Source organism: Pseudomonas sp. NBRC 111131, from assembly GCF_001320525.1.
Classification (GTDB): Bacteria; Pseudomonadota; Gammaproteobacteria; order Pseudomonadales; family Pseudomonadaceae; genus Aquipseudomonas; species Aquipseudomonas ceruminis.
In genome coordinates this window covers 24,112-48,599 of the sequence record NZ_BCBH01000033.1, presented here as the reverse complement: position 1 = coordinate 48,599, position 24,488 = coordinate 24,112, and the positions used below count along the sequence as shown (strand labels likewise).

General features: G+C 62.8%; 20 protein-coding genes. 13 read left to right on the top strand and 7 right to left on the bottom strand.

Annotated elements, in window-relative coordinates; genetic code table 11:
• Nucleotides 1-193: 193 nt before the first annotated feature.
• Complete coding sequence (locus APH34_RS23095) at nt 194-2,122, top strand: ATP-binding cassette domain-containing protein (protein WP_054903100.1); 1,929 nt, start codon at nt 194-196, stop codon at nt 2,120-2,122.
• Nucleotides 2,123-2,176: 54 nt separating this feature from the next.
• On the opposite strand, the gene APH34_RS23090 is transcribed toward APH34_RS23095, so the two are convergent.
• Nucleotides 2,177-2,617: a universal stress protein gene (locus APH34_RS23090; RefSeq protein ID WP_054903099.1), complete on the bottom strand. Its 441-nt coding sequence runs from the start codon at nt 2,615-2,617 to the stop codon at nt 2,177-2,179.
• A 109-nt stretch (nt 2,618-2,726) separates the two neighbouring features.
• Between APH34_RS23090 and APH34_RS23085 the strand changes: the two genes are divergently transcribed.
• A complete protein-coding gene (locus tag APH34_RS23085; RefSeq protein WP_054903098.1) occupies nt 2,727-3,164 on the top strand; it encodes a hypothetical protein in 438 nt (145 codons plus the stop codon).
• A 7-nt stretch (nt 3,165-3,171) separates the two neighbouring features.
• Here APH34_RS23085 and APH34_RS29380 read toward each other — a convergent pair whose 3' ends face one another.
• On the bottom strand, nt 3,172-3,483 hold the full coding sequence (locus tag APH34_RS29380) for a hypothetical protein (protein ID WP_156358119.1): 312 nt from the start codon (nt 3,481-3,483) through the stop codon (nt 3,172-3,174).
• A 167-nt stretch (nt 3,484-3,650) separates the two neighbouring features.
• On the opposite strand from APH34_RS29380, the gene fadB reads away from it, so the two are divergent.
• The 6 genes from fadB to APH34_RS23055 all read left to right on the top strand — a co-directional run bounded on the left by fadB (nt 3,651) and on the right by APH34_RS23055 (nt 10,964).
• Nucleotides 3,651-5,798: a fatty acid oxidation complex subunit alpha FadB gene (gene fadB / locus APH34_RS23080; protein WP_054903097.1), complete on the top strand. Its 2,148-nt coding sequence runs from the start codon at nt 3,651-3,653 to the stop codon at nt 5,796-5,798.
• 40 nt (nt 5,799-5,838) lie between these two features.
• Nucleotides 5,839-7,014 (top strand): acetyl-CoA C-acyltransferase FadA, encoded by a 1,176-nt coding sequence (gene fadA, locus APH34_RS23075; protein ID WP_054903096.1) that lies wholly within the window; start codon nt 5,839-5,841, stop codon nt 7,012-7,014.
• Nucleotides 7,015-7,092: 78 nt separating this feature from the next.
• Nucleotides 7,093-7,344 (top strand): DUF1653 domain-containing protein, encoded by a 252-nt coding sequence (locus APH34_RS23070; protein ID WP_054903095.1) that lies wholly within the window; start codon nt 7,093-7,095, stop codon nt 7,342-7,344.
• Nucleotides 7,345-7,444: 100 nt separating this feature from the next.
• Nucleotides 7,445-10,054, top strand: a complete 2,610-nt coding sequence (topA, locus tag APH34_RS23065) for a type I DNA topoisomerase (RefSeq protein ID WP_054903094.1) — start codon at nt 7,445-7,447, stop codon at nt 10,052-10,054.
• 110 nt (nt 10,055-10,164) lie between these two features.
• Complete coding sequence (locus APH34_RS23060) at nt 10,165-10,680, top strand: DUF6586 family protein (RefSeq protein WP_054903119.1); 516 nt, start codon at nt 10,165-10,167, stop codon at nt 10,678-10,680.
• Between the two features lie 50 nt (nt 10,681-10,730).
• On the top strand, nt 10,731-10,964 hold the full coding sequence (locus tag APH34_RS23055) for a hypothetical protein (RefSeq protein WP_004376430.1): 234 nt from the start codon (nt 10,731-10,733) through the stop codon (nt 10,962-10,964).
• Between the two features lie 33 nt (nt 10,965-10,997).
• Here APH34_RS23055 and sulA read toward each other — a convergent pair whose 3' ends face one another.
• Together sulA and lexA are read right to left on the bottom strand one after the other, a co-directional pair.
• Complete coding sequence (gene sulA / locus APH34_RS23050) at nt 10,998-11,474, bottom strand: SOS-induced cell division inhibitor SulA (RefSeq protein WP_054903093.1); 477 nt, start codon at nt 11,472-11,474, stop codon at nt 10,998-11,000.
• 13 nt (nt 11,475-11,487) lie between these two features.
• The gene (gene lexA / locus APH34_RS23045) at nt 11,488-12,096 is read right to left on the bottom strand and encodes a transcriptional repressor LexA (RefSeq protein ID WP_054903092.1); all 609 of its coding nucleotides are present in this window, start codon (nt 12,094-12,096) and stop codon (nt 11,488-11,490) included.
• Nucleotides 12,097-12,317: 221 nt separating this feature from the next.
• Between lexA and APH34_RS23040 the strand changes: the two genes are divergently transcribed.
• The 3 genes from APH34_RS23040 to nagZ are packed head-to-tail and all read left to right on the top strand — an operon-like array spanning nt 12,318 to nt 14,243.
• Nucleotides 12,318-13,025: a TetR/AcrR family transcriptional regulator gene (locus tag APH34_RS23040; RefSeq protein WP_054903091.1), complete on the top strand. Its 708-nt coding sequence runs from the start codon at nt 12,318-12,320 to the stop codon at nt 13,023-13,025.
• A gap of 40 nt (nt 13,026-13,065) precedes the next feature.
• A complete protein-coding gene (locus tag APH34_RS29375; protein ID WP_156358118.1) occupies nt 13,066-13,236 on the top strand; it encodes a hypothetical protein in 171 nt (56 codons plus the stop codon).
• An 8-nt stretch (nt 13,237-13,244) separates the two neighbouring features.
• Nucleotides 13,245-14,243 (top strand): beta-N-acetylhexosaminidase, encoded by a 999-nt coding sequence (gene nagZ / locus APH34_RS23035; RefSeq protein ID WP_176514617.1) that lies wholly within the window; start codon nt 13,245-13,247, stop codon nt 14,241-14,243.
• A 57-nt stretch (nt 14,244-14,300) separates the two neighbouring features.
• Here the strand turns inward: nagZ and APH34_RS28920 are convergent, their stop codons facing one another.
• The 3 genes from APH34_RS28920 to mfd are packed head-to-tail and all read right to left on the bottom strand — an operon-like array spanning nt 14,301 to nt 21,687.
• Nucleotides 14,301-17,654, bottom strand: coding sequence for a DEAD/DEAH box helicase (locus APH34_RS28920; RefSeq protein WP_082422871.1), 3,354 nt, complete (start codon nt 17,652-17,654; stop codon nt 14,301-14,303).
• Between the two features lies 1 nt (nt 17,655).
• Complete coding sequence (locus APH34_RS23025; protein ID WP_054903089.1) at nt 17,656-18,228, bottom strand: CsiV family protein; 573 nt, start codon at nt 18,226-18,228, stop codon at nt 17,656-17,658.
• A 9-nt stretch (nt 18,229-18,237) separates the two neighbouring features.
• Nucleotides 18,238-21,687 carry a transcription-repair coupling factor gene (gene mfd / locus APH34_RS23020; protein ID WP_054903088.1) on the bottom strand — a complete coding sequence of 1,150 codons (3,450 nt, stop codon included), beginning with the start codon at nt 21,685-21,687 and terminating at the stop codon, nt 18,238-18,240.
• 168 nt (nt 21,688-21,855) lie between these two features.
• Here mfd and APH34_RS23015 point away from each other — a divergent pair, with 168 nt between their 5' ends.
• Nucleotides 21,856-23,319: a glyceraldehyde-3-phosphate dehydrogenase gene (locus APH34_RS23015; RefSeq protein WP_054903087.1), complete on the top strand. Its 1,464-nt coding sequence runs from the start codon at nt 21,856-21,858 to the stop codon at nt 23,317-23,319.
• A 140-nt stretch (nt 23,320-23,459) separates the two neighbouring features.
• Nucleotides 23,460-24,458, top strand: coding sequence for an FAD:protein FMN transferase (locus APH34_RS23010; RefSeq protein ID WP_054903117.1), 999 nt, complete (start codon nt 23,460-23,462; stop codon nt 24,456-24,458).
• Nucleotides 24,459-24,488 lie beyond the last annotated feature (30 nt).

The window sequence follows — 24,488 nt, the reverse complement described above, 5'->3', positions numbered from 1 at the left end:
AAAGTGACGGCGAAGCCAGCACTGTTGGAAGCTATGCCTTAGCTTAGCTGTTTGCCGGTCGCGGGTGAAAGCACTGTGCTTGTATCAAGGCATTAACTTCGACCGGATGTCGCAATACCCTGGCGGCGTGGTCAACTTAATGCCGGAATGGGCCAACTCAGGTAGAATGCGCGCCCGCTTTCTGGAGACGAACATGACCCTGCTCAAATTCAGCGATGTGTCCCTCGCATTCGGCGCGATGCCGCTGCTGGACAAAGTGTCCTGGCAGATCGCCCGTGGCGAGCGGGTGTGCATCATCGGCCGCAACGGCACCGGCAAGTCGAGCATGCTGCGCCTGGTAAAAGGTGAGCAGAAGGGCGACGACGGCGAAATCTGGCGCGCCCCCGGCCTGAAGATCGGTGAGCTGCCGCAGGAGCTGCCGGTGGCTGACGAGCGCAGCGTCTTCGACGTGGTGGCTGCCGGCCTGGACGGCGTCGGTGAGCTGCTTGCCGAATACCACCATCTGAGCCAGAACATCCACGGCGACGAGGATCTGGAAAAACTCATGCACGTCCAGCACGAGCTGGAGGCCCGTGATGGCTGGCGCCTGCAGCAAGTGGTGGAAAGCACCCTGAGCCGCCTGCAACTGCCGGCCGAAAAGACCTTGGCCGAGCTTTCCGGTGGCTGGCGCCGCCGCGTCCTGCTGGCCCAGGCGCTGGTGTCCGAGCCTGACCTGCTGCTGCTCGACGAGCCGACCAACCACTTGGACATCGGTGCCATCGCCTGGCTCGAAGAGGCCCTGAGCGGCTTCAATGGCGCCGTGCTGTTCATCACCCACGACCGTTCCTTCCTGCAGAACCTGGCCACCCGTATCCTCGAACTGGACCGTGGCGGCCTGATCGATTGGAACGGCGACTACGCCAGTTTCCTGGTGCACAAGGAGGCCGCGCTGGCCGCCGAGGAAACCGCCAATGCGCTGTTCGACAAGCGCCTGGCACAGGAAGAGGTGTGGATCCGCCAAGGCATCAAGGCGCGCCGTACCCGTAACGAAGGCCGGGTGCGTGCGCTCAAGGCCTTGCGTGTCGAGCGCAGTGAGCGCCGCGAGCGTCAGGGCAAGGCGAATATCCAGATCGAGGCAGCGGAAAAATCCGGCAAGCAGGTGATGGTGCTGGAGAACGTCAGCTTTGCGCACCCCGAGGGGCCGATGCTGGTCAAGGACTTCTCGATGGTGCTGCAGCGTCAGGACCGTATCGGCCTGCTGGGTGCCAACGGTACCGGCAAGACCACCCTGCTCAAGCTGATGCTGGGCGATCTGGAGCCTACCTCGGGCAAGGTCGAGCGTGGCACCAAGCTGGAAGTCGCCTATTTCGACCAGATGCGCCATCAGCTCGATCTGGAAAAGACCGTGATCGACAACCTCGCCGAAGGCCGCGACTTCATCGAGATCGATGGCCAGAGCCGCCATGTGCTGAGCTACCTGGGCGACTTCCTGTTCAGCCCGCAGCGTGCCCGCACGCCGGTCAAGGCGCTGTCTGGGGGCGAGCGGGCGCGTCTGCTGCTGGCCAAGCTGTTCAGCAAGCCGGCCAACCTGCTGGTGCTCGACGAGCCGACCAACGACCTCGATGTGGAAACCCTCGAGTTGCTCGAGGAGGTGCTGTGCAACTACAAGGGCACCGTGCTGATGGTCAGCCACGACCGGGCCTTCCTCGATAACGTGGTCACCAGCACGCTGGTGTTCGAGGGGCAGGGCAGGGTACGCGAGTATGTCGGCGGCTACGAAGACTGGATCCGCCAGGGCGGGTCGCCGAAGCTGCTTGGCGTGACCGAGAGCAAAGGCGGCAAGTCCGAGCTCAATACTGCGGTGGTCGAGAAGCCGGCAGTGGAAGCGGCGCCTGCACCGGTAGTCGCGGCAGCCGATGCGTCGAAGAAGAAGCTCAGTTACAAGTTGCAGCGTGAGCTGGAGATGCTGCCGGGGCAGATCGACGAGCTGGAGCAGCGCATGGCGGCAGCGCAGGAAGAGGTCAACGCGCCGGGCTTCTATCAGCGGCCGATCGAGGAAACCTCGGCGGTGCTGGCCAAGCTTGAAAAAATGCAGGGCGAGCTGGATGTGCTGGTAGAGCGTTGGGCAGAACTGGAAGGTTGAGGCAGTCCTGGCCTCATCGCCGGCTTGTGGGCGATGAGGCCGGAACAGGCTAGATCATTCCTTCTTCAGCAACCGCACAGCCAGCACATCGCACGGCGCGCCGTGCAGCACGTCGTTGGCGGTGGAGCCGAGCAGCAGTGCCAAGCCATGGCGGCCATGGCTGCCGACCACGATCAGGTCACACTTCTGGTCCTTGGCCAGTTGGTGGATTTCCTGGCGTGGCTGGCCGTAGGTCAGGTGCGAATCACCGCGGTTGATCTCAGGGTATTTGTTGAACAGGCGATCCATACGCTCCTTGGCCTGATCGAACTGCTGCTGTTGCAACTGCGACAGGTCCATCGGCACGTCACCGCCGAAGGCCATGGCCATGGGTTCGACGATATGCACCAGTGAGACTTTGGCGCCGGTCGGCTCGGCGAGCTTCATGGCACGTTTGATCACCGGGTCGCACTCTTCGGTGAGGTCGACGGCGACCAGAAGATGTTCGTAGGACATGAGCTGTACTCCTGACAATCGCGATAGTAGAAGTATGGTCGCTTTCGAGCAGGTTATCCGTGAAACCGAGTAACCCGCTCATTTGCAACGCTTTATGGGATCTACAGATATGACGGTATGGCTGGTGGTGTCAATCCTTGCGCTGATTCTCAGCCCGCTTTCCTGGTTGCGGGTGTCGCGCAAGCAGGGCGAGCAGATGAGCTTGCGCCTGGAGGCGCGGCGCATGGGCCTGGCCATGCAGTTGGCGCCGCAGCAGTGGCCGCACTGGCTCGAAAAAGAACCGCCCAGCCCGTGCCCGCAGTACCATCGAGCGCGACGCCGCGGCCATGAAGACAGCTGGTGCTACTGGCAGATCAGCCCTGGGGTGTGGTGGAACCAATGGCGCGAAGTGTGCGAGGAGGCACGCCTGGCCGAGGTGTTTGCACGCTTGCCGGCGACTGTCTACAAGGTCGAAGCCGATAAACGCATGATTGCCCTGTACTGGAGCGAGCGGGGCGATAAATCTGTATTGCAGGATATTGCCCACGCCTTCGAAACCCTCGCCTGAGCCCCCGTTAACGACAAAGCGGCAATCCGGCAGCGCCCCTGAGGGAGCGTTGCCAGATTGCCGCTTTGTCGTTTCTGCTGCGCAGAAAAGGCCAGGCAGGCCGGGTTTTCCTGAAGCCACTGGCAGTGTAGCCGAGCGTCGCCGTGCTGCTGGAAAAATGCAGCGCAGGGCAGTTTTTGTGGTCAATCGCTGACATGAATGATCTGCAATCACTGTCAGCGGGTTTTGCGCCCACCCGATGCGCGATGACCGCAAAGTCGCGTTTTCCCGGTGCCTGCGACCATTTGACAACGCTGACCTTTTCGGAGAATGTGTGCATACCCAAATCAAACGGGCGTATGAATTGAGCGTTTGTATGTCACACCGCTCGTACAGAATCCCGACTAGCGCGCTGACGGGTGTGCCTGGAGCGAGAGCAGCCAAGTGCTGCCTTGCCTCCAGCGATCGGCGTGTACAGTTCAGCTTCCATATCGTGGAGATCAGTTGATGATTTACGAAGGTAAAGCCATCACGGTTAAGGCTCTTGAAAGCGGCATCGTCGAACTGAAGTTCGACCTCAAGGGTGAGTCCGTCAACAAGTTCAATCGCCTGACCCTGGACGAGCTGCGCCAGGCCGTCGACGCCATCAAGGCCGACGCCTCGGTGAAGGGCGTGATCGTCAGCAGTGGCAAGGACGTGTTCATCGTCGGCGCCGACATCACCGAATTCGTCGATAACTTCAAGCTGCCCGAGGCCGAGCTGGTTGCCGGCAACCTGGAAGCCAACCGCATCTTCAATGCCTTCGAAGACCTCGAAGTGCCGACCGTTGCCGCCATCAACGGCATCGCCCTGGGTGGCGGCCTGGAAATGTGCCTGGCCGCCGACTACCGGGTCATGTCCAGCACCGCCAAGATCGGCCTGCCGGAAGTCAAGCTGGGCATCTACCCAGGCTTCGGCGGTACCGTGCGTCTGCCGCGCCTGATCGGCTCGGACAATGCCATCGAGTGGATCGCCGCTGGCAAGGAAAACCGTGCCGAAGACGCCTTGAAAGTCGGTGCCGTCGACGCCGTGGTCGCCCCGGAACTGTTGCAGGCCGGTGCCCTGGACCTGATCAAGCGCGCCATCAGCGGCGAGCTGGATTACAAGGCCAAGCGTCAGCCCAAGCTGGAAAAGCTCAAGCTCAATGCCATCGAGCAGATGATGGCGTTCGAGACCGCCAAGGGCTTCGTCGCTGGCCAGGCTGGCCCGAACTACCCGGCTCCGGTAGAAGCCATCAAGTCCATCCAGAAAGCCGCCAACTTTGGCCGTGACAAGGCTCTGGAGGTAGAAGCGGCGGGCTTTGCCAAGCTGGCCAAGACCTCGGTCGCCGAGAGCCTGATCGGCCTGTTCCTGAACGACCAGGAGCTCAAGCGCAAGGCCAAGGCCCATGACGAAATCGCCCACGACGTGAAGCAGGCTGCCGTGCTCGGCGCAGGCATCATGGGGGGCGGCATCGCCTATCAGTCGGCGGTCAAGGGCACCCCGATCCTGATGAAGGACATCCGCGAGGAAGCCATCCAGCTGGGCCTGAACGAGGCGTCCAAGCTGCTCGGCAATCGCGTCGAGAAAGGCCGCCTGACTCCGGCCAAAATGGCTGAGGCACTCAACGCCATCCGCCCGACCCTGTCCTACGGTGATTTTGCCAACGTCGACATCGTCGTCGAGGCCGTGGTCGAGAACCCGAAAGTCAAGCAGGCCGTGCTGGCAGAGGTTGAAGGGCAGGTGAAGGATGATGCGATCCTTGCCTCCAACACCTCGACCATTTCCATCAACCTGCTGGCCAAAGCCCTCAAGCGCCCCGAAAACTTCGTCGGCATGCACTTCTTCAACCCGGTGCACATGATGCCGTTGGTGGAAGTGATCCGTGGCGAGAAGTCCAGTGAAGTGGCCGTTGCCACCACCGTCGCCTACGCCAAGAAGATGGGCAAGAACCCTATCGTGGTCAACGACTGCCCGGGCTTCCTGGTCAACCGTGTGCTGTTCCCGTACTTCGGCGGCTTTGCCAAGCTGGTCAGCGCTGGCGTCGACTTCGTGCGCATCGACAAGGTCATGGAGAAGTTCGGCTGGCCGATGGGCCCGGCCTACCTGATGGACGTAGTCGGCATCGACACCGGCCACCACGGCCGCGACGTGATGGCCGAAGGCTTCCCGGACCGCATGAAGGACGAGCGCCGCTCGGCCGTCGACGCGCTGTACGAGGCCAACCGTCTGGGGCAGAAAAACGGCAAGGGCTTCTACGCCTATGAAACCGACAAGCGCGGCAAGCCGAAGAAAGTGTTCGACGCCACCGTGCTCGACGTGCTCAAGCCGATTGTCTTCGAGCAACGTGAAGTGACCGACGAAGACATCATCAACTGGATGATGGTCCCGCTGTGCCTGGAAACCGTGCGCTGCCTGGAAGACGGCATTGTCGAGACGGCTGCCGAGGCGGACATGGGCCTGGTCTACGGCATTGGTTTCCCTCCGTTCCGCGGGGGTGCGCTGCGCTACATCGACTCGATCGGCGTGGCCGAGTTCGTCGCCCTGGCCGATCAGTACGCTGATCTGGGGCCGCTGTACCACCCGACCGCGAAGTTGCGCGAAATGGCCAAGAATGGCCAGCGCTTCTTCAACTGAGCGGCCAACGCCTTAGAGAGAGTAGAGCGAGATTATCAATATGAGCCTCAATCCAAGAGACGTGGTGATTGTCGACTTCGGTCGCACGCCGATGGGCCGCTCCAAGGGTGGCATGCACCGCAACACCCGCGCCGAAGACATGTCGGCGCACCTGATCAGCAAGCTGCTCGAGCGCAACGGCAAGGTTGACCCGAAAGAAGTCGAGGACGTGATCTGGGGCTGTGTCAACCAGACCCTGGAGCAGGGCTGGAACATCGCCCGCATGGCGTCGCTGATGACCCAGATTCCCCACACCTCGGCTGCCCAGACCGTCAGCCGCCTGTGTGGTTCGTCGATGAGCGCGCTGCACACGGCTGCCCAGGCCATCATGACTGGCAACGGTGATGTGTTCGTGGTCGGTGGTGTCGAGCACATGGGCCACGTCAGCATGATGCACGGTGTGGACCCTAACCCGCACCTGTCCTTGCACGCTGCCAAGGCTTCCGGGATGATGGGCCTGACTGCCGAGATGCTCGGCAAGATGCACGGCATCACCCGTGAGCAACAGGACCTGTTCGGCGTGCGTTCGCACCAGCTTGCCCATAAGGCGACAGTCGAGGGCAAGTTCAAGGACGAGATCATCCCGATGCAGGGCTATGACGAGAACGGTTTCCTGAAGGTCTTCGACTTCGACGAGACCATTCGCCCGGAAACCACCCTCGAAGGCCTGGCGTCGCTCAAGCCGGCGTTCAACCCGAAAGGTGGTACCGTCACTGCCGGTACCTCGTCGCAGATCACCGATGGCGCGTCGTGCATGATCGTCATGTCCGGCCAGCGTGCAATGGACCTTGGCATCCAGCCGCTGGGGGTGATTCGCTCGATGGCGGTGGCGGGTGTGGACCCTGCAATCATGGGCTATGGGCCAGTCCCGTCGACCCAGAAAGCCCTCAAGCGTGCCGGCCTGACCATGGCCGATATCGACTTCATCGAGCTCAACGAAGCCTTCGCTGCACAGGCCCTGCCAGTGCTCAAAGACTTGAAAGTGCTCGACAAGATGGATGAGAAGGTTAACCTGCACGGCGGCGCTATTGCGTTGGGCCACCCGTTTGGTTGCTCCGGGGCGCGGATTTCCGGCACCCTGCTCAACGTCATGAAGCAAAATGGTGGCACCCTCGGGGTGGCGACCATGTGCGTAGGCTTGGGCCAGGGCATTACCACGGTCTTCGAACGCGTCTGATCGCGTAGCAAGGCAGCAGCCGGGGCCCTGTGCCCCGGTTTTTGTTTTTTTAGGCATTTGTTTCAAGAGGGTAGCGGCATGCAGATACAACCAGGCGTATACCGGCATTACAAAGGGCCTGAGTACCGTGTCTTCAGTGCTGCGCGGCACTCCGAAAGCGAGGAGTGGATGGTGTTCTACCAGTGCCTGTATGGTGATTACAGCTACTGGGTACGCCCGCTTTCGATGTTCCAGGAATCCGTCGAGGTTGACGGCGAGCAGGTGCCACGCTTTGCTTTGGTCAAGGCAGAAGCGGGGTTGTCTGGGCAGCCTGGCAAGGTGCAAGAGTGAACGACCGCGCTTGACCTCACTCTATTGCCACTATATATAGCGGTGCCGCGTCCGGCACCTGACGCGTTTTTCATCTTCAGATTCAGGAATACTCCGATCCATGGGCAAATCGCTGGTCATTGTGGAATCCCCGGCCAAGGCCAAGACCATCAACAAGTACCTGGGCAACCAGTACGTGGTGAAGTCGAGTATCGGCCATATCCGAGACCTCCCCACCAGCGGTTCGGCCAGCGCGAGCAAAGAGCCGGCCGCCAAGCGGGGCAAGGCTGCGGGTGAGGCTCCGGCCCTGTCGCCCAAAGAAAAGGCCCGTCGCCAACTGGTGGCGCGCATGGGCGTGGACCCCGAGCACGGCTGGAAGGCCAAGTACGAAATCCTGCCTGGCAAGGAAAAGGTGATCGAAGAGCTGCGCCGCCTGGCCAAGGATGCCGACACCATCTATCTCGCAACCGACTTGGACCGCGAAGGGGAGGCCATTGCCTGGCACCTGCGCGAAGCCATCGGGGGTGACGACACCCGCTACAAGCGCGTGGTGTTCAACGAAATTACCAAGAAGGCCATCCAGGATGCCTTCTCGCAGCCTGGCGAACTGGATATCGACCGCGTCAACGCCCAGCAGGCGCGGCGCTTCCTCGATCGCGTGGTGGGCTACATGGTCTCGCCACTGTTGTGGGCCAAGATCGCCCGTGGCCTGTCGGCAGGCCGCGTGCAGTCGGTGGCGGTGAAGTTGGTGGTTGAGCGTGAGCGCGAGATTCGCGCGTTCATCCCCGAAGAGTACTGGGAAGTTCACGCCGACCTGGGCACTGCGAAGAACGCCAAGGTGCGCTTCGAAGTCACCCGCGAGAAGGGTGAGGCCTTCAAACCGCTCAACGAAGCCCAGGCCATGGCTGCGCTGGACAAGCTCAAGGCGTCTAGCTACAGCGTGGTCAAGCGTGAAGACCGCCCCACCAGCAGCAAGCCTTCGGCGCCGTTCATCACCTCCACCCTGCAGCAGGCAGCGAGCAACCGCCTGGGCTTCGGGGTGAAGAAGACCATGATGATGGCGCAGCGCCTGTACGAAGCGGGCTACATCACTTACATGCGTACCGACTCTACCAACTTGTCGGCCGACGCGCTGGACATGGCGCGCAGCTACATCGAGCGCGAATTCGGCAAGCAGTACCTGCCCGAAGCGCCGCTGGTGTACGGCAGCAAGGAAGGGGCGCAGGAAGCGCACGAAGCGATTCGTCCATCCGACGTCAACACGCACCCGACCAAGCTCAGCGGTATGGAGCGTGATGCCGAGCGCCTGTACGAACTCATCTGGCGCCAGTTCCTGGCCTGCCAGATGCCGCCTGCACAGTACCTGTCCACCAGCGTTACCGTGGCCGCGGGTGACTTCGAGCTGCGCGCCAAGGGCCGCATCCTCAAGTTCGACGGTTATACCCGCGTGTTGGCGCAGCAGAGCAAACCGGGTGAGGACGACGTACTGCCAGAAATGGTCCAGGGCGAAGCACTCAAGCTGATCCAGATCGACCCGAGCCAGCATTTCACCAAGCCGCCGGCGCGCTTCACCGAAGCCAGTCTGGTCAAGGAAATGGAAAAACGCGGTATCGGTCGCCCGTCGACCTACGCGGCCATCATTTCCACCATTCAGGATCGTGGCTATGTGACCCTGCATAACCGCCGTTTCTATTCCGAAAAAATGGGCGACATCGTGACCGAGCGCCTGTCGGAAAGCTTCGCCAACCTGATGGACTACGGTTTTACTGCCGGCATGGAGGAGAACCTCGATGACGTGGCCCAGGGCGAGCGTGACTGGAAGAACGTTCTTGACGAGTTCTACGGTGACTTCAGCAAGAAACTGCTGACTGCTGAATCCGCTGAACACGGCATGCGCGCCAACCAGCCGACCATGACCAATATTCCGTGCAAGGAATGCGGGCGCCCGATGATGATCCGCACCGCCTCCACTGGCGTGTTCCTGGGTTGCTCCGGCTACAGCCTACCGCCCAAAGAGCGTTGCAAGGCCACCGTGAACCTGGTGCCGGGCGATGAAATTGCGGCGGACGACGAAGGTGAGTCGGAATCGCGCGTTCTTTTGGGCAAGCACCGCTGCCCGATCTGCGCCACCGCGATGGACGCTTACCTGCTCGACGAGAAGCACAAGCTGCATATCTGCGGTAACAACCCCGATTGCGCCGGTTACGAGATCGAAGAGGGCAGCTATCGCATCAAAGGTTATGAAGGTCCGAGCCTGGAGTGCGACAAGTGCGGCAGCGAGATGCAGCTTAAGACGGGCCGTTTCGGCAAGTTCTTCGGCTGTACCAACCCGGCCTGTAAAAACACCCGAAAACTGCTCAAGAGCGGTGAGGCGGCGCCACCGAAGATGGACAAGGTGGACATGCCGGAACTCAAGTGCGAGAAGGTCGACGATACCTACGTGCTGCGCGATGGTGCTTCGGGGCTGTTCCTGGCTGCCAGCCAGTTCCCCAAGAACCGCGAGACGCGTGCGCCGTTGGTGCTGGAAATTCTGCCGCACAAGCACGAGATCGACCCGAAGTATCATTTCCTGTGCGATGCGCCGCCCAAAGACCCGGAGGGTCGCCCGGCGGTGATCCGCTACAACCGCAAGACCAAGGAGCAGTACGTGCAGTCCGAGGTCGATGGTAAGCCGACCGGCTGGAAGGCGTTTTACGACGGCAATGCCTGGAAGGTTGAAGACAAGCGCTGATCGTGCAATTGAATGGGGCCGCTATGCGGCCCTATTTCATGGGTGACAAGTACACCCTGATCCCTGAAACTGCAGGTATTCGCCTTGCAGCCTTAGGGAGGCCACTCAAGATGGCCCAGGAACTCTACACCCGCACTAACCAGAAACTCTTCTTCGCTGGCCTTGCCCTCGAGTCCATGGCCAAGGCTGAGGGCAGTCAGGCCATGAATGCTCAGGGCCTGGTCCAGGCTGAGCGCGAATCGGCGTTGTTCCACCTGTACGGTGCGCTGTTGGGGTTATGCCATGAGATTGGCGGGTTCTACCGCCTGCCAGTGGCGGCTACCGTCGAGCAAGCGCTTGCCGACGATGCCCTCAATGGCATTGCCATTCCCGAAGTGGCGGAGCTGCTGGAATTGGCCAGGCAACGCGAAACCTGGTTGGCGCAACTGTTGGGCGCTTATGCCGAATTGTTCCGACCACCGGTCGCGAAAAAAGCCCCAAAAGGTGACGTCACCCAGCCGCTTATTCAGGCCATCAACCTCGACGAGCCCGAGCGGCCTGCGCTGTCGCGGGACGAGCTGGAAAGCTGGCGCCACAACCTCAAAGGTTTGGTGAGACGTTTCCGTGACGCGTTGAGTGAGTGCTGATACCCGCTGTGGCTGGTACAATACCGGCCTTTCGTGGAGAACAGCCCTATATGTCTACGTCTTTTCTAGAAATTGTCGAGTTGCCTGATGGCCGAATCGAGTTGCGTCGCGCCGAGGACGAAGGCTCCCTGGTAACCCTGGATTTCTCGGAAGATGCCAAGGCGTTCCTGCAGGGGCAACATGTTGAAGTGGCCAAGGCCATGCTGAGTGTGGGTGTGCAGATGGCCGGCCGTTTGATGGATGGCGAGCTTGAGCGCGACGAAGGGCCACGCGTACTGCACTGAGCATCAGGTTTTATGACAGGCAAAGCCTGAACATCAGCCGAGGCGGATGTTCAGGCTTTGTGCGTTTCCGGCACTGGCTGCGCGTACCAGTTGCTGACGTGCGGTGGCATTGACGCTGCCAAGCCAGCTGACCACCGTGTGGCTGCGCCCAAGGCGCAATGCCTCGCAGGCCAGTTGCAGGGCGCTTTGGTTGCCGCCAGGCTGCAGCAGCAGGATGCGCTCGCGGTTGAGGCCAGCGTCGCGCAGCCAGGCCTGGGTCAGGCTGGGAGGCGGTGCGATCAGGGTAAGCCAGCGTGCTTCCTGCTCTTCGCTCAACTCGCGCAAAACCGGTGCCAGCAAACTCTGGCAGTGCTCGGGTGCGCCACGCAGGGACAGTTCACTGAACAGGTCTGGTTGGCTGCTTTTGCGTGCCTGTTCGCTGGCTTTCAGGCCCGGCAATACCGGCTGGGCGAGAAAGGCTTCGAACAGTGGAAGCTGAACCTGCTGATGTGCTTGGATGAACTGTTGCATGACGCCTCCTGGATCAGCGACGAATTACGCCGACACTCAAACCCTCGATCACCAGCTCCTGTTCTTTCAGGTCGACTTCGATAGGGGCGAACTCTGGGTTTTCGGCGATGAGCCAGACCTTGCTGCCTTCGCGCTTGAAGCGCTTGACGGTGACTTCATCACCGATACGGGCGACGACGATCTGGCCGTTGCGGGCCTCGCGGCAGGTGTGCACGGCCAGCAGATCGCCGTCGAAGATGCCGACGTCCTTCATGCTCATGCCGTGTACGCGCAGCAGATAGTCGGCGCGCGGGTGGAAAAAGGCTGGGTTGATGTTGCAGGATTGCTCGATGTGCTGTTCGGCGAGAATCGGTGCACCGGCAGCGACCCGGCCGATGATGGGCAACCCGCTTTCTTCGGTCTTGGCTTCGATGCCTGGGATGCGAATGCCACGGGAGGCGCCCGGGGTCATTTCAATGGCACCTTTGCGCGCAAGGGCCTTGAGATGCTCCTCGGCGGCGTTGGGCGATTTGAAGCCCAGCTCCTGAGCGATCTCCGCGCGTGTCGGCGGGAAGCCGTTGTCTTCAAGGCTGCGTTTGATGAAGGCCAGGATTTCGGCTTGGCGTGGCGTCAGTTTCAACATGGCGGGCGCTCTGTCTTTTTATACAGTGACTGGGATTATATACAGTACTGGATGAGCTGCAAGCGCCAAGCTGCAAGAAAAACTGCCTGGCCAACGATCATGTCGCTTGCAGCGTGCAACCAAGGGCTTTTTAATGACGACCGCTCGGTCACCGAGCCTTGACATCCGCAGGGCTGAAACGTATGTTTCAAACACTTGTTTGTCAGTCTGGCGGAGTAGTCATGGCCCAATCGGAAACCGTTGAACGCATTCTCGATGCTGCCGAGCAGTTGTTCGCGGAGAGGGGGTTCGCCGAAACCTCGTTGCGCCTGATTACCAGCAAGGCCGGGGTCAACCTGGCGGCGGTCAACTACCATTTCGGCTCCAAGAAGGCCTTGATCCAGGCCGTGTTCTCGCGTTTCCTCGGGCCGTTCTGTGCCAGCCTGGAGCGTGAGCTGGAGCGGCGTCAGGCCAAGCCTGAGCAAAAGCCCAGCCTCGAAGAACTGCTGGAAATGCTTGTGGAGCAGGCATTGGTGGTGCAGCCGCGCAGCAATAACGATCTGTCCATTTTCATGCGCCTGTTGGGCCTTGCCTTCAGCCAGAGCCAGGGGCACCTGCGTCGCTACCTGGAAGACATGTACGGCAAGGTGTTCCGCCGCTACATGCTGCTGGTCAACGAGGCCGCGCCGCGGATCCCGCCGCTCGAGCTGTTCTGGCGGGTGCATTTCATGCTGGGTGCTGCGGCTTTCAGCATGTCCGGGATCAAGGCGTTGCGCGCCATCGCCGAAACCGATTTTGGCATCAATACCTCGATCGAGCAGGTGATGCGCCTGATGGTGCCGTTCCTGGCTGCCGGCATGCGCGCCGACAGTGGCGTCACCGACGCGGCCATGGCATCGGCACAGCTGCGCCCGCGCAGCAAGGCCGCCAGCACTACCGCCAAGGCCTGAAGGCTGGGCGGGGCAGGGCGCTTCAGCTAAGCTAGCGCCCATGTCCGACCTCGATTTCCTGCGCATTCCCCTCGCTGACCTGTTCTGGCGCAATGGCTATGAGCCAGGTGTCAGTCGCCTGCACAACACCAATCTGCCGGGCCTGTTTCGAGCGCACCCTGGCATGCCCGACCTGGGCTTCTCTTCGTCTGCAATGAAGGATTACCTATGACCGTCAGCCTGCAAGGCTCCCTGATGGTGGATATCGCCGGTAAATGGCTGACCGCCGAGGACCGCCAGCTTCTGCGCCAGCCGGAAGTGGCCGGCCTGATCATCTTTGCCCGCAACATCGAGAGCCCGCGCCAGGTGCGCGAGCTGTGTGCTTCCATCCGTGCCATCCGTCCTGAGCTGATCCTGGCCGTCGACCAGGAAGGTGGACGGGTGCAGCGCTTGCGCCAGGGCTTCGTGCGCCTGCCGGCCATGCGTGCGATCGCTGATAACGTCAATGCCGAGTCCCTGGCCGAACACTGTGGTTGGCTGATGGCCACCGAGGTGCTGGCGGTGGGGCTGGACCTGAGCTTTGCCCCCGTGCTGGACCTGGACCATCAGCGCAGCGCCGTGGTGGGTAGCCGCGCCTTCGAAGGTGATCCGCAGCGGGCCACGCAACTGGCCGGCGCCTTCATCCGCGGCATGAACGCAGCGGGCATGGCGGCCTGTGGCAAGCACTTCCCGGGGCATGGCTGGGCCGAGGCGGACTCGCATGTGGCTATCCCGACCGATGAGCGTAGCCTCGAGCAACTGCGCCAGGCAGACCTCATTCCGTTCAGCCGCCTCAGTGGCCAACTGGCGGCCGTAATGCCTGCCCATGTCATCTATCCGCAGGTCGACAACCAGCCTGCCGGCTTCTCGCGTCGTTGGTTGCAGGACATCCTGCGCGGCGAGCTGGGCTTTGACGGGGTGATTTTCAGTGACGACCTGTCAATGGCTGGCGCCCATGTAGTGGGTGATGCGGCCAACCGCATCGAGGCGGCCTTGAGTGCGGGTTGCGACATGGGGCTGGTGTGTAACGACCGGGCCGCGGCGGAGCTGGCGCTGACTGCGGCGCAGCGGCTGAAGGTCAAGCCCTCGCCGCGGATTGCGCGGATGCGTGGGCAGGGCTTTGCGCGTACCGATTATCGCCAGCAGCCCCGTTGGCTGGAGGCCTTGGGTGCGCTGCGCGAAGCGCAGTTGGTCGATTGATGGTATCGGCCTCTTCGTGGGGCTACCCGCAAAGAGGCCGATATTGCCTGTCGATGACTAGCCTTGCCGGCCTCGCTTCCCAGGCAAGGGCGCAAACAGCGCGTCGATTTCCTCATCCCCCAAGCGCCATTGCCCCGCCTGCCCGCCATCGAGCAGGCTCGCCGCCAGCGCGGCTTTATCCTGCTGCAGCTGCTGGATCTTCTCTTCCACTGTGCCGCGGGTAATCAACTTGAATACAAATACCGGCTTGTCCTGGCCGATGCGGTAGGCGCGGTCGGTGGCCTGGTTCTCGCTGGCCGGGTTCCACCACGGGTCAAAGTGGATCACCGTGTCGGCAGCAGTGAGGTTCAGCCCTACGCCACCGGCCTTGAGGCTGATCAGGAACACTTCGCTGTCCCCCTGCTGGAACTGCTGCACCGGCGTGCGCCGGTCGCGGGTGTCGCCGGTAAGCAGGCTGTAACGGACCTTGCGCTTTTGCAGTTCCTGTTCGATCAGTGCCAGCATCGAGGTGAACTGGGAAAACAGCAGCACCCGCCGCCCTTCACTGAGCAGCTCTTCGAGCATTTCCAGCAGTGCGCCAAGCTTGCCTTTGTCGGCCTGGTTGCCCTTGGTTTCCACCCCTTTGACCAGGCGCAGGTCGCAGCACACCTGACGCAGCTTGAGCAGGGCGTCGAGAATCACGATCTGGCTGCGAGCCGCGCCATTGCGGGTAATTTCGTCGCGGACCTTCCTGTCCATGGCCACCCGCACGGCCTCGTAGGTGTCGCGCTGGGCGTCGCTGAGTTCGACCCAGTGCACCATTTCGGTTTTCGCGGGCAGCTCGGTGGCCACTTGCTCTTTGGTGCGGCGCAGTAGGAACGGGCGGATGCGGCTGACCAGGTGCGTCAGGCGCTCGGCATCGCCATGGCGTTCGATTGGCGTCCGATAGTCCTGGTTGAAGCGCTTGACCTCGCCCAGCCAGCCGGGCATCAGGAAGTGGAAGATCGACCACAGTTCGCCCAGGTTATTTTCCATCGGTGTGCCTGTGAGGCACAGGCGCTGGTTGGCCTGCAGCTCGCAGACCGCGAGGGTGGCCTTGCTGGTACTGCTTTTGATGTTCTGGGCTTCGTCCAGTACCAGCACGCTCCAGGGTTGCGCGCGCAAGTGTTCAATGTCCCGTGGCACCAGGGCGTAAGTGGTCAACACCAGGTCGTATTCGTGCAGCTTGGCAAAATGCTTGTTACGGCCTGGGCCCTGCAGGGCCAGCATGCGTAGGCCAGGGGCGAAGCGCTGGGCCTCGTCGAGCCAGTTGGGGATCAGGCTGGTCGGCATCACCGCCAAGGCAGGGTGAGCCAGGTGGCCGTTCTGTTTTTCCAGCAGCAGGTGGGCCAGGGTCTGCAGGGTTTTGCCCAGGCCCATGTCGTCGCCCAGTATCCCGCCGGTACCCATTTCGCGCAGTGCCTGCAACCAGTTCAGGCCTTGCTGCTGATAGGGGCGCAAGGTGGCATTGAGTGCGGCGGGTGGCTCGACCTGCAAGTCGCGGGCATCGCGCAGGCGCCGGCCAAGGTCGCGCACATGGCTGCCGCCTTCCCAGTGCAGGGGCAGGTGGTCGATGTCGTTCAGGCGCGCCGCGTCGGCGCGGTCCATGCGCAGTGACGGGCCGGTGGTGTCCTCGTGCAGGTACAGCTCGCCGAGGGTGCCCATGACCGCCTTGATCCGCCCGTAGGGCAGGGCGACGCGCAGTGTCGGGCTATCCAGGCGGCCGCGGTTGAGGTCGATCACCAGGTGCTCATCATCACTGCGCCGGGCCAGTTCGCTGGGGCGCAGCAGTTCAGGGTTGCTGCGCAGCAGTTGCAGGACGATCGGCAACAGGCTGTGGCGCTGGCCGTCAACGACGATGCCCAGTTCCAGGTCGAACCATTCATGGCCTGGCGCTTCGTCGATGCTGGCGTACCAGTCCTCCACCTCTTGCAGGTTGAACGCGAAGTCCCGGTGAATGTCGATTTCCCAGCCCGCCGCGCGCAGGCGCGGCAGGCCTTCACGGGCAAAACGCAGCCAGGCCTCATCGTCGGGCAGCTGGAGCATTTCGCCGGCGCTGTCGGGCAGCGCCTTGCTCTGCCGGGTGGCGGGCTTGAAACCCAGGTCATGCAAGGCCTTGCGCAGCACCTGCTCGGCTTGGGGCTGGCGGCGGATGCGTTGGCTGGTGGCCTCTACCAGGCGGGTCAGTGGCTTGTCGTCGTTGCCGCTGGCGCGCAGGCCGTCGTAATCGAACGCGAGGGCCGCGCGGTGTTGCATCTGGCGCTGCATGCGGCCGGTCTTGGGCATGTAGGCACTGAACTCCAGGCTGCCCAGGGTCAGGTGAGGGCGCGGCTGAACCTGCTCGAGGTGCTCGACTTGCACGGTCGTGGGCGTCGGGACCTGGCGGTTCAGGGCATTCAGGCGGTGGCTCAGGGGAATGACCAGGTGTTCCGGGACGGTGGGCGCACTCGCCAGCTGGCTGGCGATGAACGGGTCCAGGTCATGCAGCAGTTTGCCTGTCTGCCCCGTTTCGGTGTCCACGTAGTACAGGGGGTCGAGCGGCAGTGCCAGTGTGTGGGCATTATCGGCGGGGTGCCAGGCGCCACGGTAACTGCCGTTGTCCAACCTCATCCAGCGGAACTCGGCTTGCAGGTCTGGCCCGTGAATCAGTGGCGTTCGCTGGGTGCCGAACAGCAGGCGCCCTGTGGCCAGGGCGTACTCGTAGAGTTCAGCGCCTTTCTTGCCTTCCAGTCGTGCGATCGGCAGGCTGTAATCCTTGCTGATGGCATCGATCAGGCGCAGAGCACGCAGGTCCTCGTCGGTCACGTAGCGCGGGGTGTAGTAGATCAGTTCGGGCATCGAGCTGGGCCGCGTCAGTTTCAGTCCCTCTTCAGCTTGTCGAGTGCCCTTGAACACGCTGAGCATGCATTGCCCGCTCTCGACGCTGACCACGTAATAGAGCGACGGCCCCTTGCGCCGGGTCGGCTCGGCGGGAGGCGTTGCTGATATTTCCAGTGCCTGCACCCAGTGCGCGAGATCGGGGGGGAGGTCCACCGGTTGCCCCGTTGTCTGCGCGTTCGCAAGCGGGTTGGCAGGCGCGCCTTCGACCCAGTTCGGGCCGCGTTCCAGGACATAGAGCGCGGCCGCGCAATGCTTGCAGTTGTTCCCGACCGGGCATGAACAGGTGCCGATGCATTCGACGCCCTCTTCGGTCATGTCCAGGGAAATGCGTTGGTGGTAGGCGCCGCCCTGTGAGCCTGCGCACTGGGCGTGGATGGTCAGGCCCCGGATCGATACGATTTCACTCTTGCCTTGCTCTGCGTAGTCCAGGCCGCGTTGCAAGGTTTTACGGTCGAACGCATAGGTCCAGCCGGCGTGTTCCCGGACGAAGGACTGCGCATCGCTTTCGCTCACGTCACTGCTCCATCATTTCCGGGGTCATCACCGGTATCTTCGGCGCGCCCGCAGGCGTGACCTTCAGCAGGACTGCCAGGTGCCCACCGTCGAGAAAGGTGAGTTGGCCGCCCTTCATGGTGCTGTTGCTCTGCTTGAACTGCTCGCTTTGCAGCACGCTGCCGTTGCCGTCGAGCTGGTTGACCCAGAAGTTGGCTTCCACGGCGATGAAGCGACCCTCCGTGATGCTGAGGTTGCCCTCGATCGGGAAGTGGCCGAACTGCTCCTCGCCTGCGCCCAGGGCGATGCGGCTGGGCTGGCTGCCAACCTGTTGCTGCCAGGCTTTGTGCAGCAGCACGGTGTAGTCGGCGGTGGCCTGCAGGCGGGTGGCTTCATCGTCCAGTGCCAGTGGGCGCTCGGCGCCTTTGTCCAGGCGCGGGGCGCCGGCGCTCCAGTCCTCAGGTGCAAACGGGCTGGTAAAGGCGGGCACAGTGTTTTGCCGTACGAGGAGCATTTCCACCTGATACAAGCCTTCGGCGAAGGCAGCCGGCGCGAACAGCGCAAGCAGCAAGGTCAGGCAACGAATGGCACGCATGGGGCTTCCTTAGGCGGTCTGTGGGGTCAGGCGCTCGAACAGCGCCTCCAGGGTGTTGAAGCGTTCGTCGGGGCGCTCCATCGGCACCAGGAAGCGGAACTGGGTTGCGCCTTCGAACTTGTAGCGTTTGGGCTGGCCCTGAATCAGCTTGATCAGGGTCAGCGGGTCGACCGGGGTCTCGGCCTCGAACTCGAGCTTGCCGCCGTTGGGGCCAGCGTCGACTTTCTTGATGCCGAGCTTTTCCGCCTGCAGCTTGAGCTGGGTCAGGCGCATCAGGTTTTTGGTCGGCTCGGGCAACAGGCCGAAGCGGTCGATCATTTCTACCTGCAGGTCCTTGAGGCCTTCTTCGTCGGCCGCAGAGGCGATGCGCTTGTAGAGGATCAGGCGCGCGTGCACGTCGGGCAGGTAATCCTCGGGGATCAACGCCGGCAGGCGCAGGTTGATCTCCGGGCCGCCGCCGAGCGGTTGCTCCAGGTTTGGCTGGGTGCCCTTGCGGATGGCCTTGACCGCGCGCTCGAGCATTTCCATGTAGAGGGTGAAGCCTACTGCCTGGATCTGCCCGCTCTGGCCCTCACCGAGCAGTTCGCCGGCACCGCGGATCTCCAGGTCGTTGGTGGCCAGCACGAAGCCGGCGCCAAGGTCCTGGGTGTTGGCGATGGCTTCCAGGCGCTTCTCGGCATCGGCACTGACCTTTTGCCGTGCCGGGGTCAGCAGGTAGGCGTAGGCCTGGTGGTGGCTGCGGCCGACCCGGCCGCGCAGCTGGTGCAACTGGGCCAGGCCGAACTTGTCGGCGCGCTCGATGACGATGGTGTTGGCGCTGGGCACGTCGATGCCGGTCTCGATGATCGTCGAGGCGATCAGCACGTTGAAGCGCTTGTGATAGAAGTCGCTCATCACCTGCTCAAGCTCGCGCTCGCGCATCTGCCCGTGGCCGATGCCGATACGCGCCTCGGGAACCAGCTCGGCGAGGTCTGCGGCGCACTTCTCGATGGTTTTCACGTCGTTGTGCAAGTAGTACACCTGGCCGCCACGCAGCAGTTCACGCAGCAGGGCTTCCTTCACCGTGCTGTTGTTCTGTTCCATGACGAAGGTGCGTACCGACAGGCGCCGCGCCGGCGGCGTGGCAATGATCGACAGGTCGCGCATGCCGGCGACGGCCATGTTCAAGGTGCGCGGGATCGGCGTGGCGGTCAGGGTGAGGATGTCCACCTCGCTGCGCAGCGCCTTGAGCTGCTCCTTCTGGCGCACGCCAAAACGGTGTTCTTCGTCGATGACCACCAGGCCCAGGTCTTTGAAGCGCACATCGTCCTGCAGCAGCTTGTGGGTGCCGATGAGGATGTCGATCTTGCCTTCGGCCAGGTCAGCGGCAGCGGCGGCCACTTCTTTGGCGGACTTGAAGCGGCTCATCACCTCCACGGTCACCGGCCAGTCGGCGAAGCGGTCGCGGAAGCTGTTGTAATGCTGTTGGGCGAGCAGGGTGGTGGGCACCAGCACTGCCACCTGGCGGCCGCTGTGCACGGCAATGAAGGCGGCGCGCATGGCCACCTCGGTCTTGCCAAAGCCGACGTCGCCGCACACCAGGCGGTCCATCGGCTTGGCGGCGAGCATGTCGGCACGCACCGCTTCGATGGCGTTCTGCTGGTCGGGTGTTTCTTCGAACGGGAAGCCAGCACTGAAGGTGGCGTAATCGGCAGCTGGGTCGGCGAAGGCGTAGCCTTTGCGGGCGGCGCGACGGGCGTAGATGTCCAGCAGTTCGGCCGCCACGTCGCGGACCTGTTCGGCGGCCTTGCGCTTGGCCTTCTGCCAGGCTTCGGAACCCAGCCGGTGCAGCGGTGCCAAGGCGTCGTCGCTGCCGGTATAGCGGGCGATCAGGTGCAGGTTGGCCACGGGTACGTAGAGCTTGGCACCCTCGGCGTATTCCAACGTCAGGAACTCGGCGGCCTGGCCGTCGATTTCCAGAGTGGCCAGGCCCAGGTAGCGGCCCACCCCGTGGTCGATGTGCACCACGGGCGCACCCTCGCGCAACTCGGTGAGGTTCTTGATGACCGCGTCGTTGGCTGCTTCGCCGCGCTTGTCGCGGCGTCGGCGTTGCATCACACGTTGGCCGAACAGCGGGCTTTCGGCGACCAGGGCAATGGCCGGGTCGTCCAGCAGCAGGCCTTCGTCGAGCGGGGCGATGGTGATTGCCAGGCGCTCCTTGCCGGTGACGAAGTCAGTCCAGCCGTCAACGGTCTGGGGCCTCAGCTTGAGGCGTTCAAGCAGCTCCAGCAGGACCTCGCGACGGCCCGCCGATTCGGCGGTGAACAGCACGCGGCCGCTGAACTGGTCGAGGAACTCGGACAACGCCGCCAGCGGCTGGTTGGCCTTGGCTTCGATAGCCAGGTTGGGCAGGGCGCGGGCGGGGAAGCGTTCGCGGCCTGCCCCAGCGTCCAGGGCCTCAGCGCTGACCACGACCCGTGGCCACTGTTTGAGCTGGGCAAAGCAGTCTTCCACAGGCAGGAACAGTTCGGCCGGCGGCAGCAGTGGGCGGGTGAGGTCGCCGCGGCGGTCTTCATAGCGCCCGCGCACGTCGTTCCAGAAGTGCTCGGCGGCCTGCTCGACGCCCGGCAGCGAGAACACCTGGGTATCGCTTGGCAGGTAGTCGAACAGGGTCGAGGTTTCTTCGAAGAACAACGGCAGGTAATACTCGATACCGGCGGGGATGATACCGCTCGCCAGGTCCTGGAAGATGGCGCTGCGGCGGAAGTCGACGTCGAAACGTTCGCGGAAGCGGGCCTTGAAGCGCGTCACCTCTTCCTTCTGCATGGGGAACTCGCGCGCCGGCAGCAGGCGGATCGAATCGACCTTGTCGATCGAGCGCTGTGTCTCCGGGTCGAAGGTGCGCAGGGTCTCGATCTCGTCGTCGAACAGGTCGATACGGTAAGGCAGCTTGCTGCCCATCGGGAACAGGTCGATCAGCGCGCCGCGCACGGCAAACTCGCCATGCTCGTAGACCGTGTCGACGCAGCGGTAACCGCTGGCCTCCAGGCGCGAGCGCATCTGCTCCACATCGATGGTCTGGCCTACATCCAGTACCAGGCTGCTGCCGAGCAGAAAGCGCGTTGGCGCCAGGCGGTGCAGGGCGGTGGTGATCGGCACCACGAGGATGCCATGGCTCAGCTCCGGCAGCCGGTAGAGGCTGGCAATGCGCTGGGAGATGATGTCCTGGTGTGGCGAGAACAGGTCGTAGGGCAGCGTCTCCCAATCCGGGAACGGCAGCACCGGCAGGTCTGGGGCGAAGAAGCGCAGCTCCTGCTCCAGACGGTCGGCAGCCTGGCTGTCGGCCGTCAGCAGCAGGGTAAAGCGGCCCGCGCTGCTGGCCGCTTCGGCGATGGCAAGGCTGAGGGCGGCACCTGGCAGGTTGCCCCAGGTTTGTTTGCCGGCCGTGGCCGACAGTTGCGGTAGGCGCAGAACTGACACGGGAGATTGCACTCCAAGCGTTGCGGCAAAGACACCGATTGTACCGGCGCCGGTGCGTGCTGTCAGGCTCGGAAAGGGCATGAGCACGGGCTTTGGCTGCTGCGACAGGCGCTCATTGCCGGTTACGCGTTAGGGCGTCATAATGTAGCCCCTTTTTTCTCCCCCTACATGTGGAAGGTTCCCGTGACTCAGAAGCCCGACCAGTGTCTTGGTGAGTGGATCGATCGTGAAGCTCTGGCTGAAGCGATGATCCCGCTTATCGGTCAGCTCTACCGCAACAACAACGTGGTGAGCTCGATCTATGGCCGCAGCCTGATCAACCGTTCGGTTATCTCGATCCTCAAGGCCCACCGCTTTGCGCGTCACCGTCAAGCCGACGAAACCGAACTGTCCGTCCACGAGACATTCCCCCTGCTCAAGGCCATGAGCGAGCTGAAACTGGGCGCCGCTTCGGTCGACCTGGGCAAGCTGGCCAACAAGTTCAAGCAGGAAGGCAACGGCCGCAGCGCCGAGCAGTTCGTGCGTGAAGAGCTGGCCGACGTGGTTGGTCAGCAGAACGCCTCGGCGCGCAAGGGCACCGACGTTGTCCTGTACGGCTTCGGTCGTATCGGCCGCCTGCTGGCGCGCATCCTGATCGAGAAGACCGGTGGTGGCGACGGCCTGCGCCTGCGTGCCATCGTCGTGCGCAAGGGCGCCGAGAACGACCTGGTCAAGCGCGCCAGCCTGCTGCGCCGTGACTCGGTGCACGGCCCGTTCGATGGCACCATCACCATCGATGAAGCCAACAACACCATCACCGCCAACGGCAACCTGATCCAGGTCATCTACGCCAAGAGCCCGAGCGAAGTCGACTACACCCAGTACGGCATCGACAACGCGCTGATCGTCGACAACACCGGCGTATGGCGTGACGCTGACGGTCTGGGCCAGCACCTGGCCTGCCCAGGCGCTGCTCGCGTGATCCTCACCGCACCTGGCAAGGGCGCGCTGAAGAACATCGTGCACGGCATCAACCACGGCGACATCGCTGCCGATGACAAGATCATCTCGGCGGCTTCCTGCACCACCAACGCCATTGTGCCGGTGCTCAAGGCCATCAACGACCAGTACGGCATCGTCAACGGCCACGTCGAAACCGTTCACTCGTTCACCAACGACCAGAACCTGATCGACAACTTCCACAAGGGCAGCCGCCGTGGTCGCGCCGCGCCGCTGAACATGGTCATCACCGAAACCGGTGCTGCCACTGCCGCCGCCAAGGCGCTGCCAGTGCTCAAGGGCAAGCTGACCGGCAACGCCATTCGCGTTCCGACGCCTAACGTGTCGATGGCCATCCTCAACCTGAACCTTGAGAAGGCCACCAACCGCGAAGAGCTGAACGAGTACCTGCGCCAGATCGCCATGCACTCGGAACTGCACAAGCAGATCGACTACGTCAGCTCGCAGGAAGTGGTGTCCACCGACTTCGTTGGCTCGCGCCACGCCGGTGTGGTCGATGCCGAAGCCACCATCTGCAACGACAACCGCGTTGTTCTGTACGTCTGGTACGACAACGAGTTCGGTTACAGCTGCCAGGTGGTTCGTGTGATGGAAGAGATGGCCGGTGTGAACCCGCCTGCGTTTCCGCGCTGATCCGCTTGTAAGGCAATGAAAAAACGGGAACCTTCGGGTTCCCGTTTTTTTTGGCCTGATGAACCGATCTGGCATCTACTGTGTCTGTACGGCGGCCATCGCCGGCGATGGGGCCTGGCCAGACAACCGAGAACCCACCTTTGCGCACAGCCCTCCTGTTCATTCTGATGCTCCTGACCGCCTGCCACCAGGGCCCGACCCTGGAGCGCTTCGGTGGCCCGACCATGGGCAGCAGCTACAGCATCCAGTACGTCCGCGAACCGGGCGGCCCCGCACCTGCCCAGGTGCAAGCCGCAGTCGAAACCATCCTGCACGAGGTCGACCGGCACTACTCCACCTACCGCGGCGACTCCACTGTCAGCCAGTTCAACCAGTTGCCCGCCAACCGGTGCCTGACCCTGCCGGCCGACATGCTCGCATTGGTCACTCTAGGCCAGCACTTGGCCGAGCAGAGCAATGGTGCCTTCGACCTTACCGTCGAACCGCTGCTGGACCTGTGGGGTTTCGGCCCTCAGGCCCGCCACGAGCAGGTTCCCGACCCGCAAGAGCTGGCCCAGGCCCACCAGCGGGTGGGTTATCAGCATCTGCGCATCGAAGGCCAGGCCTTGTGCAAGGACGCCCCGGTGCAACTGGACTTCAACAGCATTGCTGCCGGCCACGCCGTCGACCTGATTGCCGAGCGCCTGCGCGCCATGGGCGTGGTCAGTTTCGTCGCCGAAGTTACCGGGGAGCTCAAGGCCATTGGCCGCAAGCCCGATGGTAGCCCCTGGCGTATCGCCCTCGAATTACCCCGCGAAGACCGCCAGATCGCTCGCCAGATCTTCCCGGTCAATGGCCTGGGGGTGTCGACCTCGGGTGACTATCGCCACTATTTCGAGGAGAATGGCCGGCGCTATTCGCATACCTTCGATGCCCGTCTCGGGCGCCCGGTCGCGCATGACCTGGCTGCGGTGACCGTGCTCGATGCCTCGGCGCTGCTGGCCGACGGCTATTCGACACTGCTGCTGATCCTTGGGCCAGAACGTGGCTGGGACTTTGCCGTGGCCCATGATCTGGCCGCCGTTCTGGTGACTCGGGCAGAGGGTGGTTTCGTCTCCCGACCTACGCCCGCATTCGAACGGGCGGTGAAAGGCGAGTGAAAGCGCAAGCAGGGATGATTGCCGCCAGGG

Excerpts from the sequence above, each read along its gene's own strand:
- APH34_RS23095 (WP_054903100.1), top strand. The coding sequence starts at position 194 with ATGACCCTGCTCAAATTCAGCGATGTGTCCCTCGCATTCGGCGCGATG.
- APH34_RS23090 (WP_054903099.1), bottom strand. The coding sequence starts at position 2,617 with ATGTCCTACGAACATCTTCTGGTCGCCGTCGACCTCACCGAAGAGTGC.
- APH34_RS23085 (WP_054903098.1), top strand. The coding sequence starts at position 2,727 with ATGACGGTATGGCTGGTGGTGTCAATCCTTGCGCTGATTCTCAGCCCG.
- APH34_RS29380 (WP_156358119.1), bottom strand. The coding sequence starts at position 3,483 with ATGCACACATTCTCCGAAAAGGTCAGCGTTGTCAAATGGTCGCAGGCA.
- fadB (WP_054903097.1), top strand. The coding sequence starts at position 3,651 with ATGATTTACGAAGGTAAAGCCATCACGGTTAAGGCTCTTGAAAGCGGC.
- fadA (WP_054903096.1), top strand. The coding sequence starts at position 5,839 with ATGAGCCTCAATCCAAGAGACGTGGTGATTGTCGACTTCGGTCGCACG.
- APH34_RS23070 (WP_054903095.1), top strand. The coding sequence starts at position 7,093 with ATGCAGATACAACCAGGCGTATACCGGCATTACAAAGGGCCTGAGTAC.
- topA (WP_054903094.1), top strand. The coding sequence starts at position 7,445 with ATGGGCAAATCGCTGGTCATTGTGGAATCCCCGGCCAAGGCCAAGACC.
- APH34_RS23060 (WP_054903119.1), top strand. The coding sequence starts at position 10,165 with ATGGCCCAGGAACTCTACACCCGCACTAACCAGAAACTCTTCTTCGCT.
- APH34_RS23055 (WP_004376430.1), top strand. The coding sequence starts at position 10,731 with ATGTCTACGTCTTTTCTAGAAATTGTCGAGTTGCCTGATGGCCGAATC.
- sulA (WP_054903093.1), bottom strand. The coding sequence starts at position 11,474 with ATGCAACAGTTCATCCAAGCACATCAGCAGGTTCAGCTTCCACTGTTC.
- lexA (WP_054903092.1), bottom strand. The coding sequence starts at position 12,096 with ATGTTGAAACTGACGCCACGCCAAGCCGAAATCCTGGCCTTCATCAAA.
- APH34_RS23040 (WP_054903091.1), top strand. The coding sequence starts at position 12,318 with ATGGCCCAATCGGAAACCGTTGAACGCATTCTCGATGCTGCCGAGCAG.
- APH34_RS29375 (WP_156358118.1), top strand. The coding sequence starts at position 13,066 with ATGTCCGACCTCGATTTCCTGCGCATTCCCCTCGCTGACCTGTTCTGG.
- APH34_RS23025 (WP_054903089.1), bottom strand. The coding sequence starts at position 18,228 with ATGCGTGCCATTCGTTGCCTGACCTTGCTGCTTGCGCTGTTCGCGCCG.
- APH34_RS23015 (WP_054903087.1), top strand. The coding sequence starts at position 21,856 with ATGTGGAAGGTTCCCGTGACTCAGAAGCCCGACCAGTGTCTTGGTGAG.